12 protein-coding genes are annotated in these 15,402 nt (G+C 74.2%); 4 read left to right on the forward strand and 8 right to left on the reverse strand.

Annotated elements, in window-relative coordinates; translation table 11 throughout:
• Positions 1-15 precede the first annotated feature (15 nt).
• Entirely contained in the window at positions 16-1,158 is a 1,143-nt protein-coding gene (locus OG403_RS23975) for an LLM class flavin-dependent oxidoreductase (protein ID WP_329572505.1), read from the reverse strand.
• Positions 1,159-1,589: 431 nt separating this feature from the next.
• On the opposite strand from OG403_RS23975, the gene OG403_RS23980 reads away from it, so the two are divergent.
• On the forward strand, positions 1,590-1,910 hold the full coding sequence (locus OG403_RS23980; RefSeq protein ID WP_329567686.1) for an ATP/GTP-binding protein: 321 nt from the start codon (positions 1,590-1,592) through the stop codon (positions 1,908-1,910).
• A gap of 28 nt (positions 1,911-1,938) precedes the next feature.
• Here the strand turns inward: OG403_RS23980 and OG403_RS23985 are convergent, their stop codons facing one another.
• Both OG403_RS23985 and OG403_RS23990 read right to left on the reverse strand, forming a co-directional pair.
• Positions 1,939-2,706, reverse strand: a complete 768-nt coding sequence (locus tag OG403_RS23985) for an ABC transporter permease subunit (RefSeq protein ID WP_329572507.1) — start codon at positions 2,704-2,706, stop codon at positions 1,939-1,941.
• Between the two features lies 1 nt (position 2,707).
• Positions 2,708-3,775, reverse strand: a complete 1,068-nt coding sequence (locus tag OG403_RS23990; protein WP_329567688.1) for an ABC transporter ATP-binding protein — start codon at positions 3,773-3,775, stop codon at positions 2,708-2,710.
• A 104-nt stretch (positions 3,776-3,879) separates the two neighbouring features.
• Between OG403_RS23990 and OG403_RS23995 the strand changes: the two genes are divergently transcribed.
• Complete coding sequence (locus OG403_RS23995; RefSeq protein WP_329567690.1) at positions 3,880-4,647, forward strand: alpha/beta fold hydrolase; 768 nt, start codon at positions 3,880-3,882, stop codon at positions 4,645-4,647.
• Positions 4,648-4,759: 112 nt separating this feature from the next.
• Here the strand turns inward: OG403_RS23995 and OG403_RS24000 are convergent, their stop codons facing one another.
• The 3 genes from OG403_RS24000 to mce form a co-directional block, all read right to left on the reverse strand.
• A complete protein-coding gene (locus OG403_RS24000) occupies positions 4,760-5,689 on the reverse strand; it encodes a cellulose-binding protein (RefSeq protein WP_329567692.1) in 930 nt (309 codons plus the stop codon).
• Positions 5,690-5,796: 107 nt separating this feature from the next.
• Positions 5,797-10,632: a hypothetical protein gene (locus OG403_RS24005; protein ID WP_329567693.1), complete on the reverse strand. Its 4,836-nt coding sequence runs from the start codon at positions 10,630-10,632 to the stop codon at positions 5,797-5,799.
• Between the two features lie 389 nt (positions 10,633-11,021).
• Positions 11,022-11,459 carry a methylmalonyl-CoA epimerase gene (gene mce / locus OG403_RS24010; RefSeq protein ID WP_329567695.1) on the reverse strand — a complete coding sequence of 146 codons (438 nt, stop codon included), beginning with the start codon at positions 11,457-11,459 and terminating at the stop codon, positions 11,022-11,024.
• 209 nt (positions 11,460-11,668) lie between these two features.
• On the opposite strand from mce, the gene OG403_RS24015 reads away from it, so the two are divergent.
• Both OG403_RS24015 and meaB read left to right on the forward strand, forming a co-directional pair.
• A complete protein-coding gene (locus tag OG403_RS24015; protein WP_329567697.1) occupies positions 11,669-12,874 on the forward strand; it encodes an acetyl-CoA C-acetyltransferase in 1,206 nt (401 codons plus the stop codon).
• A 70-nt stretch (positions 12,875-12,944) separates the two neighbouring features.
• The gene (gene meaB, locus OG403_RS24020) at positions 12,945-13,910 is read left to right on the forward strand and encodes a methylmalonyl Co-A mutase-associated GTPase MeaB (protein ID WP_329567699.1); all 966 of its coding nucleotides are present in this window, start codon (positions 12,945-12,947) and stop codon (positions 13,908-13,910) included.
• A 9-nt stretch (positions 13,911-13,919) separates the two neighbouring features.
• Here meaB and OG403_RS24025 read toward each other — a convergent pair whose 3' ends face one another.
• Positions 13,920-14,435, reverse strand: a complete 516-nt coding sequence (locus OG403_RS24025; protein ID WP_329567700.1) for a MarR family winged helix-turn-helix transcriptional regulator — start codon at positions 14,433-14,435, stop codon at positions 13,920-13,922.
• An 85-nt stretch (positions 14,436-14,520) separates the two neighbouring features.
• Positions 14,521-15,297 (reverse strand): DUF2127 domain-containing protein, encoded by a 777-nt coding sequence (locus tag OG403_RS24030; RefSeq protein WP_329567701.1) that lies wholly within the window; start codon positions 15,295-15,297, stop codon positions 14,521-14,523.
• Between the last annotated feature and the right edge of the window lie 105 nt (positions 15,298-15,402).

Raw genomic sequence — 15,402 nt, forward strand, 5'->3', positions numbered from 1 at the left:
ACCGGCCGGTGCCGCTCAGCTCAGCTGGGGCAGCACCTCGGCGCCGAGCCGGGCGATGTTCTCCAGGGTGCCCGCGTGGTCGCCCGAGCCCTCGGCGAGCAGCGCGAAGCGCCGGATCCCGGTCCGCTCGGCGGTGCTGAGCAGCCGGTCCGAGCACTGCCGCGGGGTGCCCACCGCGTGCAGGTCGCAGAGCAGTTCGGTGTACGCGTACGGATCGCGCATCTTGCGCTCCCGGCCGTCCACCGTGCGGTGCGCGCCGAGCCCGTACTCGAACCAGCCGGGCATCGCCCGCAGCAGGGTGGACCGGGCCGCCGGGGTCCGGTCGGCCACCTGCGCCACCCCGGCCGCCACGTGCTCGCGCTCCACTCGCGCCAACTGCTCCTCGCCGCGCCCGCAGGCCCGCCAGGCGCTGCGGTAGGCGGCGAGCATCAGCTGCTTGTCCTCGTCGCCCGAGTGCATCCCGAGCAGCATCGGCAGCCCGCGCCGGGCGGCCAGCTCCACGCTGGCGGGCGAGGTGCAGGCGACCACCACGGGCGGCCCGGCGGCGCTCGGGTCACCGGTCGGCGGGGCAGTGCCCGGCTCGGTGCGCTGGCGCGGGAAGCGCAGCGCCGGCTCGGCGCGCAGACCGAGCCAGTCCGCCAGCTCGGTGCCGCTCAGCCGGGCCGGCTCCACCGCCCGCGGGACCACCGCGACCTCGGGGAAGCTGAACTGCGGTCCGTCCCCGCGCACCCGGGAGCCGCGCAGGAAGCTCAGCAGCAGGTCGAGGCGCTCGGCGAAGCCCTGCTCGTAGGCGGCCACCCCGCCGCCGAAGACCGCCAGATCGATCCAGGGGCCGCCGCGTCCGACGCCCAGCGTGAACCGCCCGCCCGAGGTGAGGTGCAGCAGCGCCGCCTGCTCGCCGAGCGCGACCGGGTGCGTGGTGGAGAGCACGCTGACGGCGGTGCCGAGCTGGATCCGCCGGGTCCGGCCGAGCAGCAGCGCGGCCAGGGTGGCGGCGTTCGGGCAGACCCCGTACGGCACGAAGTGGTGCTCGGCCAGCCAGACGGCGTCCAGCCCGGCCCGTTCGGCGGCCATGGTGGCCGCCACCGTCCGCTCCAGGGCCTGGGCGTGGCGCTGGCCGGGAAACTGGGCGGAGAGCAGGAACGCGCCGACCCGGATGGTGTCCTGGGCCGCCGGATGGCTGCCGCCGCGCTCCGTGGCGGGTGCCGGGGGCAGCGCGAGCGGTCGGTCGGCCAGGGGCGCTCGGCCGCCGCGACCCGTCCGGTCGGCGCGTGGCGCGTGGTCGGCGTCAGGGCCGCGGTGGACGCCGGCGGCGGCGCTGGTCTGGGTCACGGAAAATTACCCTCCTCGGGTGCGCGCAGGCTGTGCGAGCCCCGCTCTGTCACCACGTGAGTAACCCATGTCATGTGCCATAGGCACCCGGGTCGACCGATTTCCCGGAAGAACGGGTGGATATCACCGAAAACCCGTCAGGGGCCGACCAAGGCGTGATAAAGGTCGCTGTGCACCCGAGCGCGACTCGCTGCCGACCTGGGCTCGCCGACCGTAACCTGGAGAGCGAACCGTGCCCCCACCGAGAGGTGAACATCGTGTCTCCGCGTCGCAACCGGATCAGCGGCTCCGCCGATCGGAGCGCCGAGCAGCCGGCCCCGATCGGCGGCTCGCTGCGTCGGACGGAGAGCTTCCGGGGCGAGGAGTGGGTGGTGCAGACGGTGGCCGGCACCGCCGGCCGGCACTACCGCTGCCCGGGGTGCGACCAGGAGATCCCGCCCGGGACGGGCCACGTGGTGGCCTGGCCGGACCACGGCGCCGGGGTGGAGGACCGCCGGCACTGGCACCGGGCCTGCTGGAGCGCCCGCGAGCGGCGCGGTTCCGCGATCCAGCGCGGTCGCGGGGCGCCCCGCTACTGAGCCGCGGCGCCCCGCCGCTGAGCCGCCGTCAGGCGTCCCGGCCCTTGAGCACCGCGGCGCCGCCCAGCAGCGCCGCCAGCGTCCAGGCGCCGCAGACCAGCAGGCCGCCCACCCAGCCGTAGGGCGTGTCCGCCGCCGGGAAGACCGTCAGCAGCTGCCGGCCGGCGTAGTCGGGGAAGTAGTGCGCCACGTTCTTGACCTTCGGCACGGCCGCGAGGATCGGCGAGAGCAGGAAGAAGAACGGCACCAGGATGCCCAACGCCAGCGTCTGGTTGTGCAGCATGGCGGTCACGCCGGCCGAGAAGAGGCAGAGCAGGGTCAGGTAGATCGCGGCTCCGAGGACCGCGCGCAGCACGTGCGGCGCGCCCAGCGTGGTGTGGTGGTCGCCGAGCAGCGCCTGGCCGAGGAAGAAGGTGACGAAGGCCGTCAGCAGCGAGACCAGCAGGGCCAGCACGCCCAGCACGATGGTCTTGCCGGTCAGCAGGGTGCCGCGCTGCGGCACCGCGGCCAGCGAGACCCGGATCATCCCGCTGCTGTACTCGTTGCCGATGGCCAGCACGCCGAAGACGATCATCGCGATCTCGCCGAGCATGATGCCGGAGAGGCTGGTCGCGGTGGCGTCGAACGGGGTGGTGACGCCCTTGCGGAAGTCGGCGAAGTTGTTCTTGGTGAGCAGCGAGATCAGCGCGCCGAGCGCGGCCGTCACCAGGAAGACCAGGAGCAGGGTCCAGACCGTGGAGCGGACGGTGCGGATCTTCGTCCACTCCGAGCGGAGGATCGCGGGGAAGGAGGCCATCTCAGTTCGCACCCTTCTGCTGCTTCTTGGATCTGCGTCCGGGGGCCGGCTGCCACTGCTCGCCCCAGCCGGTGCCCGGGCCCGTGGCCGGGGCGCCCGGGGCGTCGGTCGGGGTCGGGCCGTCCGGGGGCCGGCTGCTCGTGGGCAGGGCACCCGGGACACTGCCGTTGCCGGCGTGGTACTCCACCGAGTCGGCCGTCATCTGCATGAACGCCTCCTCGAGGGAGGCCCGCTGCAGGCTCAGTTCGTGCAGGGTGACGCCGTGCGCGGCGGCCAGGTCGCCGAGCTGGGCCGGGTCGCCGCCGGAGACCTCGAAGGAGCCGTCGGGGCCGGGCTCGGCGGTGATCGACTGCTGGGCCAGCGCGTCCAGCAACTGCTCGGGGTGCGGGGTGCGCAGCCGGACCAGCGAACGCGAGTTGCGCTCGATGAACTCGGCCATCGGCAGGTCGGCCAGCAGCCGGCCCCGGCCGATCACCACCAGGTGCTCGGCGGTCAGCGCCATCTCGCTCATCAGGTGGGAGGAGACGAAGACGGTCCGGCCCTCGGCGGCCAGCCGCTTCATCAGATTGCGGATCCACAGGATGCCTTCGGGGTCGAGCCCGTTGACCGGCTCGTCGAACATCAGGATCTCCGGGTCGCCGAGCAGCGCCGAGGCGATGCCCAGCCGCTGGCGCATGCCGAGCGAGAAGCCGCGGGCCCGCTTGTGCGCCACCTCGGTCAGGCCGACCAGGGCGAGCACCTCGTCCACCCGGCCGACCGGGATCCGGTTGCTCTGGGCCAGCCAGAGCAGGTGGTTGTGGGCGGTCCGCCCCGGGTGCACGGCCTGGGCCTCCAGCAGCGCGCCGATGTACTTGAGCGGCTCGCTGAGGTGGCCGTAGCCCTTGCCGTCGATGGTGACCCGGCCGCTGCTGGGGCGGTCCAGGTCGAGGATCAGCCGCATGGTCGTCGACTTGCCGGCGCCGTTGGGGCCGAGGAAGCCGGTGACGACCCCCCGGGGCACCTGAAAGGTGAGTCCGTTCACGGCGAGCTTGTCGCCGTACCGCTTGGTCAGGTCGTGCAGCTCGATCATCGGCGCTCCTGCTTCCTGATTCTCATACATCGTCAGGTTATGACAAATCAGACTTACGGGACCGGATTGTGCGGCCCTTCGGGATGCCGCCTACGGTGGGCGCCATGACCGATCTCGCTCTTCGTGACCGCGGCGCGGGCACCGCGCTGCTCCTGCTGCACGCATTCCCGCTCAACGCCGGGATGTACCGCGCCCAGCTCGATGGTGCGCTGGGCACGGCCCGGGTGCTGGCACCCGATCTGCCGGGCTTCGGGGACTCCCCGGCGCCGGTCGGCGAGCCCTCGTTGGAGCACTGGGCGGACGAGCTGGCCGGACTGCTGGACAGGGCGGGGGTGGCCACGGCGGTGGTCGGCGGGGTCTCGATGGGCGGCTACCTGGCGATGGCCTTCGCCCGCCGCCACCCGGACCGGCTGGCCGGGCTGCTGCTGGCCGACACCAAGGCGAGCGCCGACCAGCCGGCCGCGCTGGCCAACCGGGAGCGGATCGCCTCGGCCGTGCTGGCCCGGGACAGCGTGGCGCTGCTGCTGGAGGAGAAGACCGAGGCCTCGCTGCTCGGCCCGGACTCCACCGGCGAACTGACCGCCGAGGTGCGGGCGCTGATCGGCGCCGCCAGTCCGGCCGGGGTGGCCTGGGCGCAGCGCGCGATGGCGGCGCGGGCCGACTCCTTCGCGACCCTGGAGCAACTGGCGGTGCCGGCCGCGGTGGTGGTGGGGGAGCACGACGGGCTGACCCCGGTGGCGGACGCGGAGGCGATGGCGATGGCGCTGCCGGACGCCGAGCTGACGGTGATTCCGGGGGTGGGGCACCTGAGCGCGCTGGAGGCCCCGGCGGCCTTCAACGCGGCCGTGACGGCGCTGCTGCGGCGGGTCTAGCGGACCCCGGGCGGCCTGCGCCATGCAGAACGGCGCCTGACCCCTCGGTGGGGTCAGGCGCCGTTCTGGCGCTGCATCAGCGGACAGCTACCGCCTCAGCGGTGAAGCCGGGTCAGCGGGACTGCTGCGCCGGGACGCCGAGCGCGTCGTCGGTGGGCAGCGAGGCGGCGGCGACGGCCGCGCCGGTCAGCGTGGCCAGCATCTCGCGGACGTTGGTCAGCTGGGCGTTGATCGAGTCGCGGCGGTTGGTCAGCGCCGCCAGCTCGCGCTCGGATTCGCTGCGGATCCGGTCGGCCTTGGCATTGGCGTCGGCCACGATGTCCTCGGACTGGCGCTGGGCCGTCTCCACCGTCTGGCGGGCGCGGCGCTCGGCGTCGGTGCGCAGCTTCTCGGCCTCCAGGCGCAGCTGCTCGGCCCGGTGCTCGATCTCGGCCAGCCGCTTCTCGGCCTTGGCCTGACGGGCCGCCAGGTCGCGCTCGGACTGCTCGCGGCGCTTGGCCAGGTTGGTCTCGAACTCCAGCGCGGCCTGGGCGGCCTTGGTGCGGGTCTCCTCGAAGAGGGCCTCCGCCTCCTCGCGCTTGTTGACCGCGTCCTTGTTGGCCTCGGCGCGCAGCTGGGCGGAGTCGCTCTTGGCCTTGTCGACGATCCGCAGACCCTCGTCCTCGGCCTTCGCCTTGCGGTCCTTGGCGTAGTTCTCCGCCTCGGAGCGGACCTGCTGCGCGGCGGCCTCGGCCAGCTCGCGGTGCTGCTCGGCGGCGCGGTGCGCCTCCTCGCGCAGGTCCTTCGCCTCCTCCTCGGCCAGCCGCAGGATCTTCTCGACCCGTGCGCCGAGACCGGCGTAGGAGGGCTCGGCGTCCGCCACCTGGGCCTGGGCGCTCTGCGTCTCCAGGTGGAGTTCCTCGATCCGCTTCTCCAGCGCGCTGATCCGGGTCAACGCGCTGTCACGGTCGGCCACCAGCTTGGTGATCCGCTCGTCGACCTGGGCGCGCTCGTACCCACGTCGCACCAGGTCGAAGCCGTGAGGGGAGTGACTGTCGCTCATGGGGTTCTGGGCTTCCTGTCGTCAAACCGCTGATGAGGTTGAGGGAATCCTGACACGTTACCGGAGTGTCGTAGGCGAAAAGCCTAGGGCGCACGGACAATGTCCGCTCAATCGGGTGGTGTCCCTGCGGACCTGCCGCCACCCGATCGGGGGGCGCCCACTCCAGCGCCCGCCTTGGATCCCCCGTTCGAGCCCCCGTTGGCTCCCCCGCCGCGCTTGTTGCCCCCGGACGAGTCGGCCGCCTCCCGGGCCGTCGCCTGCTGCACAGGGGACGGCGCCTCGAAGGCTTCCAGCGCGGACAGGACGTCCTGCACGCGCGAGATCTCGGTGTTGATGTCCTTGCGCCGGCGCACCAGTTCGTCCAGCTCGCGCCGGCCTTCGTCGGTGACCCGCTGGGCCTCGGTCCGGGCGTTGTCCGCCACCCGGTCCGCCTCCTCCTCGGCGAGCCGCAGCTGCTCGGCCGCGGTCTCCTCGGCGGCCCGCAGCCGCTTGGCGGCCTCCGCGGCGGCGGCCTCCAGCTGCTCCTCGGCCTCGTCCTGGGCCGACTTGAGCTTCCGGTCGGCCTCGGCGGCCAGCTTCTCGGCCTTGGTGGTGGACGCGGCGAGCTTCTGCTCGGCCTCCTTGAGCAGGCCTTCGGCCTTGCGCACGGCGGCGATCCGGACCTTGCTGGCCTCCGCCGACGCCTGGGAGGTGAGCTCGGTGGCCCGCTCCTCGGCCGCCGCGACCAGTGCAGCCGCCCGGTCCTCGGCCTCGGCGACGGCGGCCACCGCCTGCTCCTCGGCTTCGGTGAGCTGCTCCTGAGCCGCCGTCACCAGCGCGTCCACCCGCTCGCCGGCCGACTTCATGGCCTGCGCGTTCTCCTTGCGGGCGCGCTCGTGCAGGGCCTCGACCTCGGCCTCGGTGCGCTCGCGCAGCTCCTCGGCGCGGTCGCGGATCGCGGTGGCGTCCCGGCGGGCCTCGGAGAGCAGCGCGTCGGCGTCGGCCCTGGCCCGCTCGACCTCGGCCTGTCCGGCCGCCTCGCCGGCCGCGACCAGTCGCTCGGCCTCCTTGCGGGCGGCGGCCACCATGGCGTCGGCCTGCTCCTCGGCGGCGGCCGTGGTGGCCAGCGCGGTGGTCTGGGCCTCCTCGCCCAGCGACTCGGCGTCGGCGAAGGCCTTCTCCAGCACCGAGGTCGCCTGGGCCCGGGTGGCGGTGTCGAACTGCTCGGCCTGCTCGCGGGTGCTCGAGTCGTAGGCGTCGGCCCGGGACCGGGTGGCGACCTCGTACTCCTCGGCCAGCGTGCGGGTGGCCGAGGCGTACTCCTCCGCCTCGGTGCGCAGCCGAGCCGCGTACTGCTCGGCCTCGGCCAGGATCGCGGCGCCGCGCTCCTCGGCCTCGGCCACCGTCTGCTGGGCCTGGGCCTGTGCCTCGGCGTGCTGCCGGTGGGCCTCCTGCTGCGCCTCGGCGAGGTGGGCCTCGGCCTCGGTGCGCAGCGCGGCGTCGTAGTCGCGGGCGTCGGCGGCGATCCGGGCGGCTTCGGCCTCGGTGTCGGCCCGCAGCTGGGCCGAGTACTGCTCGGCCTCGGCGCGCAGGCCGCTGTCGTAGGCGTCCGCCTCGGCCCGCAGCCGGTCGTGGTAGGTCTCCGCGTCGGCGGCGATCCGGGCGGCCTCGCGCTCGGCGGCCTCCCGCTCGGCCGCCGCCGCGGCGGCGGCCTGCTCGCGCAGCTCGGCGGTGTCCCGCTCGGCGAGGGAGCGCAGCTCGGCGGTCTCCTGGTCGGTGCGCTCGCGGAGCTCGTCGGTCTCGGCCTGGGCCTGCGCCCGCAGCTCGGCGACCTCGGCGTCGGTGCGTTCGCGCAACTCGCCGGTTTCGCGCTCGGCGGTGGCCCGCAGCTCGGTGACGTCCAGGTCGGTCTGCTCGCGCAGTTCGCCGGTCTCGCGCTCGGCGAGCGAGCGCAGCTCGGCGGCGGCCTGCTCGGCGCGCTCGGTCAGCTCGGCCACCTGCTGGGCGGCGCTCTCGTGCATCCCCGCCACCGACTGGCGGACGGCGGCCGCCTCGTCCTCGGCGGTGGACACCAGCTCGGTCGCCCGGGCGGTGGCAGCGGCCGTGACGCCGGCCGCCTCCAGCTTGGCCTGCTCCAGTGCCTCGGCGAGCTCGACGCGCAGCGCGGCGGCCTCCTCGGCGGCGGCGGCGCGCAGGCCGGTCGCCTCCTCGTCGGCCCGGGCCACGGTCGTCTCGGCGACGGCCTCGGCCTGCTCCAGCGCCTCGGCGGCCCGCAGCCGCAGCGCCTCGGCGGCGGCCTCGGCCTCGGCCCGCACTCGGCCGGCCTGCTCCTGGCTCTCGGCCCGCAGCCGCTGGTCGAACTCCTCGGCCTCGGCGCGCAGCCGCTCGTCGTAGGCGGTGGCCTCGGCCCGCACCCGCTGGTCGAACTCGGCGGCCTGCTCGCGCAGCTCACCGGTCTCCTGCTGGACCTGCTCGCGCAGTGCGGCGACCTCGGCGTCGGTGCGCTCGCGCAGTTCGCCGGTCTCGCGCTCGGCGGTGGCCCGCAGCTCGGTGACGTCCCGGTCGGTCTGCTCGCGCAGCCCGGTGGTCTCCTGCTGGACCTGCTCGCGCAGCGCGGTCAGCTCGGCCTCGGTGCGCTCGGTCAGCTCGGTGGCGGCCGCCTGGGCCTGCTCCTGGGCCTGCTGAGCCGCCGTCAGCCGGGCGGTGCTCTCCTCGCGCTCGCGGTGCAGCTCGGCGGCTGCCTGCTCGGCGGCCCGGCGGGCCTCCTCGCGCAGCGCGGTCGCGGTCGCGTCGGCCTCGGCCAGCAGCCGCTCGGCCTCGGCCAGGGCCTGCGCCTCGCGCTCCTCGGCGGCCTGCTGGGCCGCCGCCTGGATCGCACCGGCCTGCTCCTCGGCCTCGGCGCGCACCCGCTGGTCGTACTCGACCGCCTGCCGGCGCAGCTCGGAGGTCTCCCGCTCGGCGGCGGCCCGGTTCTCGGCGGCGGCGGCCTTGGCGGAGGCCAGCGTGTCCTTGGACTGCTGCTGGGTGGCGGTGACCAGCTTCTCGGCCTCGCCACGGGCCCGGGCCAGCGTCTGCTCGGCCCGCGCCTGCATCTGGGCGGCCTGCTCCTTGGCCTCCGTGCGCAGCCGCTCGACCTCGGCAGCCGCGCCCGCGCGCAGCTCGTCCGAGTCGGCCTTGGCCTTGGTGAGCAGTTCCTCGGCGCTCTTCGCGGATTCCTCTATCTGCGCCACGGCCTGCCGGCGCGCCTCGCCGCGCACCTTCTCGGCCTCGGCGGCCGCGCCGGTGCGCAGCTCCTCGGCCTCGGCGCGCAGCCGGGCCGCCTCGTCCTGCATGGCCTCCATCCGGGCCCGGATGCCGGCGGCGTCGTCGAGTGCGGCGTTCTGCGCCTGCTCGACGGCGGCCTGCGCCTGCTCACGCAGCCGCTCGGCCTCGGCGGCGGCCTCGGCGCGCACCCGCTCGGCCTCGGCGGCGGCCTCGGCGAGGGTGGCGTGGGCGTCCTGGGTGGCCCGGGCGAGCGACTCCTCGGCGCTCTTGGCGGCCTTGGCCAGGTGCACGGTGGCGTCCTTGGCGCCCTCGGCCCGGCCCTGCTCGCGGGCGTCGTTGCGCAGCGCTTCGGCGGCTGCCTCGGCCTGCGCCCGCAGCTCGCCGGCCTCGGCCAGCGCGGCGGCGCGCAGCTCGGCGATGGCGGCCTCGGCCTCGGACCGCAGCTGGTTGGCGACGGTCTCGCCGGCCGTGCGCAGCCGGTCGTTCTCGTCATCGGCGGCGGCCTTGGCGGCGCCGGCCTCGGCCATCGCGGTCTGTGCCCGGGTGAGCAGCTCGGCCGCGGCGGTCTTGATCCGCTCGGCCTCCTCGGTGGCCTTGGCGACCATCCGGGCGACCTCGGCCTTGGCGGTCTGCGAGCGCTGCTCGCTGGCGGCCTCGCCGTCGGCGACCCGCTGTTCGGCGGTGGCCAGCGCCTCGGCCTGCAGCTGCTCGGCAGCCCGGGTGGAGTGCAGGCGCAGCTCGGCGGCCTCCTGGCGGGCCCGCTCGGCCTCGGCCTCGGCCTCCGTGCGCAGCCGCTCGATCTCGGCCTGGGCCCGGGCGGCGGCGGCCTGGGCCTGCCGCTGGTCCTCCTCGGCGCGCAGCTTGAGTTCGGTGATCTCGGCCTGGGCGGCGGCGACCCGCTGCTCGGCGGCGGCCAGCGCCTCGGCCTGCAGCTGGGCGGCGGCGGCCTGGGCGCCGGCGAGCTGCTGCTGGGCCTCGTTGGCGGCGCTGCCACGCAGTTCCTCGGCCTGGCCCACGGTCTGCTGGGCCTGCTCGGAGGCGGCGCGCAGCAGCCGCTCGGCGTCGCTCTGGGCGCGCAGCAGGGCGGCCTCGGCGGCGGCCTGGGCCTCGCCGCGGGCGGCGTCCACGTCGGCGGCGGTCCGGGCCCGGGCCTGGTCGGCCAGCGCCTCGGCCTCGGCACGGGCGGCGGCCATCAGGCGGTCGGCCTCGGCGCGGGCCTCCTGCAGCAGGCGCTGGGCCTCCTGCTCGGTGCCGGCCCGGGTCTGCTCGGCCCAGTTGACGTTCTCGTTGACGTGCTTCTCGGCCGCGCGGCGCAGCTCGACCATTTCTTCTTCGAGCTGGCGGCGGCGGGCCTGCAGCTCGGCTTCCAGCCGGGCGGTCCGCTCGGCGGCCTCGGCCATCAGCCGCTGGGTGGCCGCCTGGGACTCGCGCAGCTGGCGCTCGGCGTCCGCGCGCAGCTGCTGGGCCTGCAGCTCCGCGGTGCGCAGCAGCTGCTCGGCCTGGCCGGAGACGGCGTCGAAAGCGCGCGGCTGAGCCAGCTGCCGACGGGATTCGTGCAGCTTGGCCCGGAGCACCTCCACCTGGTAGGCGAGGTCCTCGGCATGCTCGACGGTCTTGTCCCGCTCCTTGCGAAGCCGCTCCATCTCGGCCTCGAACTGGGAGAGGTGATCATCAACCTCGTAGCGGTCGTTGCCCCGCACTGCGCGGTCCCATCCATCTCCTGGTCGCGTCCTCGACCCAAGCGGCCGGGCCGACCCCGTCGGGTCGGCCGGCAGCAACGGTCCTTGCATCCGCGGCCGGTGGGTGCCCCAGGGGTTCCTGGGGTCGCCCGCCACGGGTCGGAGTCGTGGTCCGGTCGGGTGCGCGGTGGACCGCGCTCCGCCGACCGGGTGGACTCCTGGGCGAACTCTTGCCTTCTGGAGAATGGTGACAGATCAGAACAGCGTCTGTTCAGCCGTGCCCTGGCTATGGACTCCCCGCGACCCTGGGCAGTGTAGTGGGCCAGGGTGAACCTGTAACCGCCGAGGTCGTCACTGGCGCAGGTTACCGGCGGGTCGCGGGGTCGGCGGGGGCCTTCGCGGGGCCTCGGTCAGTGCTCCTCGCCCGGCTTCGCGGAGGTGACCAGCTCGGTCAGCACCCCGCCGCAGTCCTTGGGGTGCAGGAAGGTGATCCGCGACCCCATCGAGCCCAGCCGCGGCTGCTCGTAGAGCACCCGGACGCCCTTGCCCTTGATCTCGGCGGCGTCGGTGTCGACGTCCGCGGTGCCGAAGGCGATGTGGTGCACGCCCTCGCCGTTCTTCGCCAGCCACTTGGCGACCGTGGAGTCCTCCCGGGTCGGCTCCAGCAGCTGCAGGTAGGAGGCGCCGCCGTCACCGGTCTCGTTGATCTTGAGCATCGCCTCGCGGACGCCCTGCTCCTCGTTCACCTCGCTGTGGAACACCTCGAAGCCGTACGTGGCACGGTAGAACTCGACGGTCTTGTCGAGGTCGAAGCAGGCGATGCCGATGTGGTCGATCCGGGTCAACACGGTGGGCCTCCTGAGGCTGGGTTCGGACCAGTGCAGCGCAGATGCCGGGCGCCGCGCCACCGGGTCGCGTGCGAGCCTGATCACACCGTCGCTCCGGTGACGCCCGGGTTACGGGTCAGTACATTGAGCTGCATCCTCCCCCCGGGCCCTGTCGCCGTGCTCAATCCCGGCAGGACTCGCTGGCCAAGACGTGCGAAGGGGCTCGTTCCATGCCTACCGCTTCCACCGCTACCACCTCCGTGATCGTTGCGGGCGCCCGTACCCCGATGGGTCGGCTGCTCGGCTCGCTCAAGGGATTCTCCGGCGCCGACCTGGGCGGCTTCGCGATCAAGGCCGCGCTCGAGCGGGCCGGCGTGACCGGAGACCAGGTGCAGTACGTGATCATGGGCCAGGTGCTGCAGGCCGGCGCCGGCCAGATCCCGGCCCGCCAGGCCGCCGTCAAGGCGGGCATCCCGATGAGCGTGCCCGCGCTGACCATCAACAAGGTCTGCCTCTCCGGCCTGGACGCGATCGCGCTGGCCGACCAGCTGATCCGGGCCGGCGAGTTCGACATCGTGGTGGCCGGCGGCCAGGAGTCGATGACCAACGCCCCGCACCTGCTGCCGAAGTCCCGCGAGGGCTACAAGTACGGCGCGATCGAGCTGCTCGACGCGATGGCCCACGACGGGCTGACCGACGCCTACGAGAACATCCCGATGGGTGAGTCCACCGAGAAGCACAACACCCGGCTGGGCATCGGCCGCGAGGTGCAGGACGAGATCGCCGCGCGCTCGCACCAGCGGGCCGCCGCCGCGCAGAAGAACGGCGTCTTCGAGGCGGAGATCGTGCCGGTGGCGATCCCGCAGCGCAAGGGCGAGCCGGTGCTGTTCGGCCAGGACGAGGGCATCCGGGCCGACACCACGGCTGAGGGCCTGGCCAAGCTGCGTCCCGCCTTCACCAAAGACGGCACCATCACCGCCGGCAGCGCTTCGCAGATCTCCGACGGTGCCGCCGCCGTGGTCGTGATGAGCAAGGCCAAGGCCGAGGAGCTGGGCCTGAGCTGGATCGCCGAGATCGGCGCGCACGGCAACGTGGCGGGCCCGGACAACTCGCTGCAGTCGCAGCCGTCCAACGCGATCAAGCACGCCGTCGCCAAGGAGGGCATCGCGGTCGAGGACCTCGACCTGATCGAGATCAACGAGGCCTTCGCCGCCGTCGCCCACCAGTCGATGCTGGACCTCGGCGTCACCGAGGAGAAGGTCAACGTCAACGGCGGCGCGATCGCGCTCGGCCACCCGATCGGGATGTCCGGCGCCCGCCTGGTGCTGCACCTGGCGCTGGAGCTGGGCCGGCGCGGTGGCGGCATCGGCGCCGCCGCGCTGTGCGGCGGCGGCGGCCAGGGCGACGCGCTGATCGTCCGGGTGCCCAAGGTCTGACCAGGCGTCAGTGCCGGCGCCCCCTCCGGTGGAGGGGGCGCCGGTCGTTCGGGTTTCGAGAGGAGACTCCATGATCGACGTGCCGACCCTGGTCGAGCAGGCCCGCGCGGGCCGTCCGCGCGCGGTGGCCCGGCTGATCTCGCTGGTCGAGAACGCCGCCCCCGAGCTGCGCGAGGTGATGGCCGCGCTGGCGCCGTACACCGGGCGGGCGTACACGGTGGGCCTGACCGGCTCGCCCGGGGTCGGTAAGTCGACCTCCACCTCGGCGCTGGTGACCGCCTACCGGCGGCTCGGCAAGCGCGTCGCGGTGCTCGCCGTGGACCCCTCCTCGCCGTTCTCCGGCGGCGCGCTGCTCGGCGACCGGGTGCGGATGCAGGACCACGCGACCGACCCGGACGTCTTCATCCGCTCGATGGCCACCCGCGGACACCTGGGCGGGCTCTCCTGGGCGGCCCCGCAGGCGCTGCGGGTGCTGGACGCGGCGGGCTGCGAGGTGATCCTGGTGGAGACGGTCGGGGTCGGGCAGTCCGAGGTGGAGGTGGCCGCGCAGGCGGACACCACGGTGGTGCTGCTCGCGCCCGGGATGGGGGACGGGATCCAGGCCGCCAAGGCCGGGATCCTGGAGATCGGCGACCTCTTCGTGGTCAACAAGGCCGACCGGGACGGCGCGGACGCCACCGCCCGGGAGCTGAGCCACATGCTCGGGCTCGGCGAGGCGCGCGAGCCGGGCGACTGGCGCCCGCCGATCGTCAAGACGGTGGCCGCCCGCGGTGAGGGCGTCGACGAGGTGGTCGAGGCGCTGGAGAAGCACCGCGCCTGGCTGGAGGAGCGCGGCGAGCTGGCGGCCCGTCGGCGCGTCCGGGCGGCGCAGGAGATCGAGTCGATCGCGCTGGCCCAGTTGCGGGCCCGGATCGGGGACCTGCACGGCGACCGCCACCTGGGCGCGCTGGCCGAGCAGGTCGCGGCCGGCCGGCTGGACCCGTACGGCGCGGCCGATCGGCTGGTGGCCGGGCTGACCGACCGCCAGGGCGGCTGAGCCGGTTCGTCAGGCCCGGCCGCGCAGCGTCCGCAGGTGCTCGGCGATCGGGCCCAGCGCCTGGTACATGGCGTCGAGCTGCTGGTCGTCGAAGCGGTCGATGAAGTGGGCGCGGACGCTGCGCACGTGGTCCGGCGCGGCCCGGCGCAGCGTCTGCCAGCCCGCCTCGGTGAGGTGGGCGTACAGGCCGCGGCGGTCGCCCGGGCACTCCTGACGCAGCACCAGGCCGGCGCTCTCCATCCGGGTGATCTGGTGCGAGAGCCGGCTCTTGGACTGCAGGGTCGCGGTGGCCAGGTCGGTCATCCGCATCCGGTGGTCGGGCGCCTCGGAGAGCACCACCAGGATCTCGTAGTCGTTGATCGCCAGGTCGTGCTGCTGCAGCTCGCGGCCGAGCTGGTAGTCCAGCAGCCTGGTGACCTCCAGGTGGGCACGCCAGAGCCGCTGCTCCCGGGCCGTCAGCCAGGGAGTGTCATCGGGGGCGGGCTCGGCCGGGACCTCGGTCGGCTCCGTGGCGTTGGTGTCCATACCGACCATGGTACCCGATATAGTTCAACTTTCTACAATATTGTAGGACCGACCAGTGGGCAGGGCCGGCCGGGAGCAGGGCTGACTAGGCATGAGCGGGCAGCAGTCCGGCCGCCTGCTCGACCTCCAGGAGCGAGGCCGAGTGCCGCTCCGCCTCGAACGCCGCGACCCCGCCGCGCAGCCCGAACAGCCGCTTGGAGAGCAGGATCCAGAGCACCGCGAGCACGTTGACCACGGTGGTGGCGATCTTGATGGCGCTCGCATGCTCGTGCAGCTCGTACCCCTCCAGCGGGAGGAAGGCGGCGGTGGCGATCACCGCGAGGTACTCCGCCCAGCGCCTGCCCAGCCACAGGCCCACCCCCTCCACCGCCTCGATCAGCGAGTACGCCAGCACGCCGCCGGCCACGTAGACCAGGGTGCTGCGCTTGTAGTCGAAGGTCTTGCGGATGGTGTCGATCACCGAGGCGTGTTCCAGGTCCCAGTGGAAGTGGTCGGCCACCGGCCTGAAGACCGTCAGGTCCTGGTCGAAGAGTTGGTGCAGGGCGTCCTGGCTGTTGGAGAACTTCCACACCGCCCAGGCGACCAGGACGCCCAGCACCCCGCGCAGGCCGCGCTCGACGGCCAGCAGCCGCAGCACGAACAGCTCGCGCAGTGCCTTGCCGCGCGCCACCAGCGGGGCGTTCGCGGCCGGGCCGGTGCCGTGCGGCGCGCCGAGCGTGAAGTCGCCGCAGCGCAGGCACCGCCAGGCCTCGCCGGTCGCGGTGGCGGCCCGCAGCCGCTCGCGCGGGGCCTGCTCGTCGGGCGCGTAGGTGATGTGGCCGCGCTTGGCGCAGACGCGCCGGTTCCAGTCCCGCTTCGCCATGGTGGTGGAGCTCCCCCGATCGGTACGAGCGCGTCCCTTGGGCCCGGGCGCGCGGCAGCAGGATAGCGAGCGGCGGCGACGGCCCGTCAGCGGTGTGAGCTCGGG

Source organism: Kitasatospora sp. NBC_01266 (assembly GCF_036242395.1).
Lineage (GTDB): Bacteria > Actinomycetota > Actinomycetes > Streptomycetales > Streptomycetaceae > Kitasatospora.

Coding starts and splice junctions, on each gene's coding strand:
- OG403_RS24000 (WP_329567692.1), bottom strand. CDS start 5,689: ATGAGCGACAGTCACTCCCCTCACGGCTTCGACCTGGTGCGACGTGGG.
- OG403_RS24030 (WP_329567701.1), bottom strand. CDS start 15,297: ATGGCGAAGCGGGACTGGAACCGGCGCGTCTGCGCCAAGCGCGGCCAC.
- OG403_RS24015 (WP_329567697.1), top strand. CDS start 11,669: ATGCCTACCGCTTCCACCGCTACCACCTCCGTGATCGTTGCGGGCGCC.
- OG403_RS23995 (WP_329567690.1), top strand. CDS start 3,880: ATGACCGATCTCGCTCTTCGTGACCGCGGCGCGGGCACCGCGCTGCTC.
- meaB (WP_329567699.1), top strand. CDS start 12,945: ATGATCGACGTGCCGACCCTGGTCGAGCAGGCCCGCGCGGGCCGTCCG.
- OG403_RS23985 (WP_329572507.1), bottom strand. CDS start 2,706: ATGGCCTCCTTCCCCGCGATCCTCCGCTCGGAGTGGACGAAGATCCGC.
- OG403_RS24025 (WP_329567700.1), bottom strand. CDS start 14,435: ATGGACACCAACGCCACGGAGCCGACCGAGGTCCCGGCCGAGCCCGCC.
- OG403_RS23990 (WP_329567688.1), bottom strand. CDS start 3,775: ATGATCGAGCTGCACGACCTGACCAAGCGGTACGGCGACAAGCTCGCC.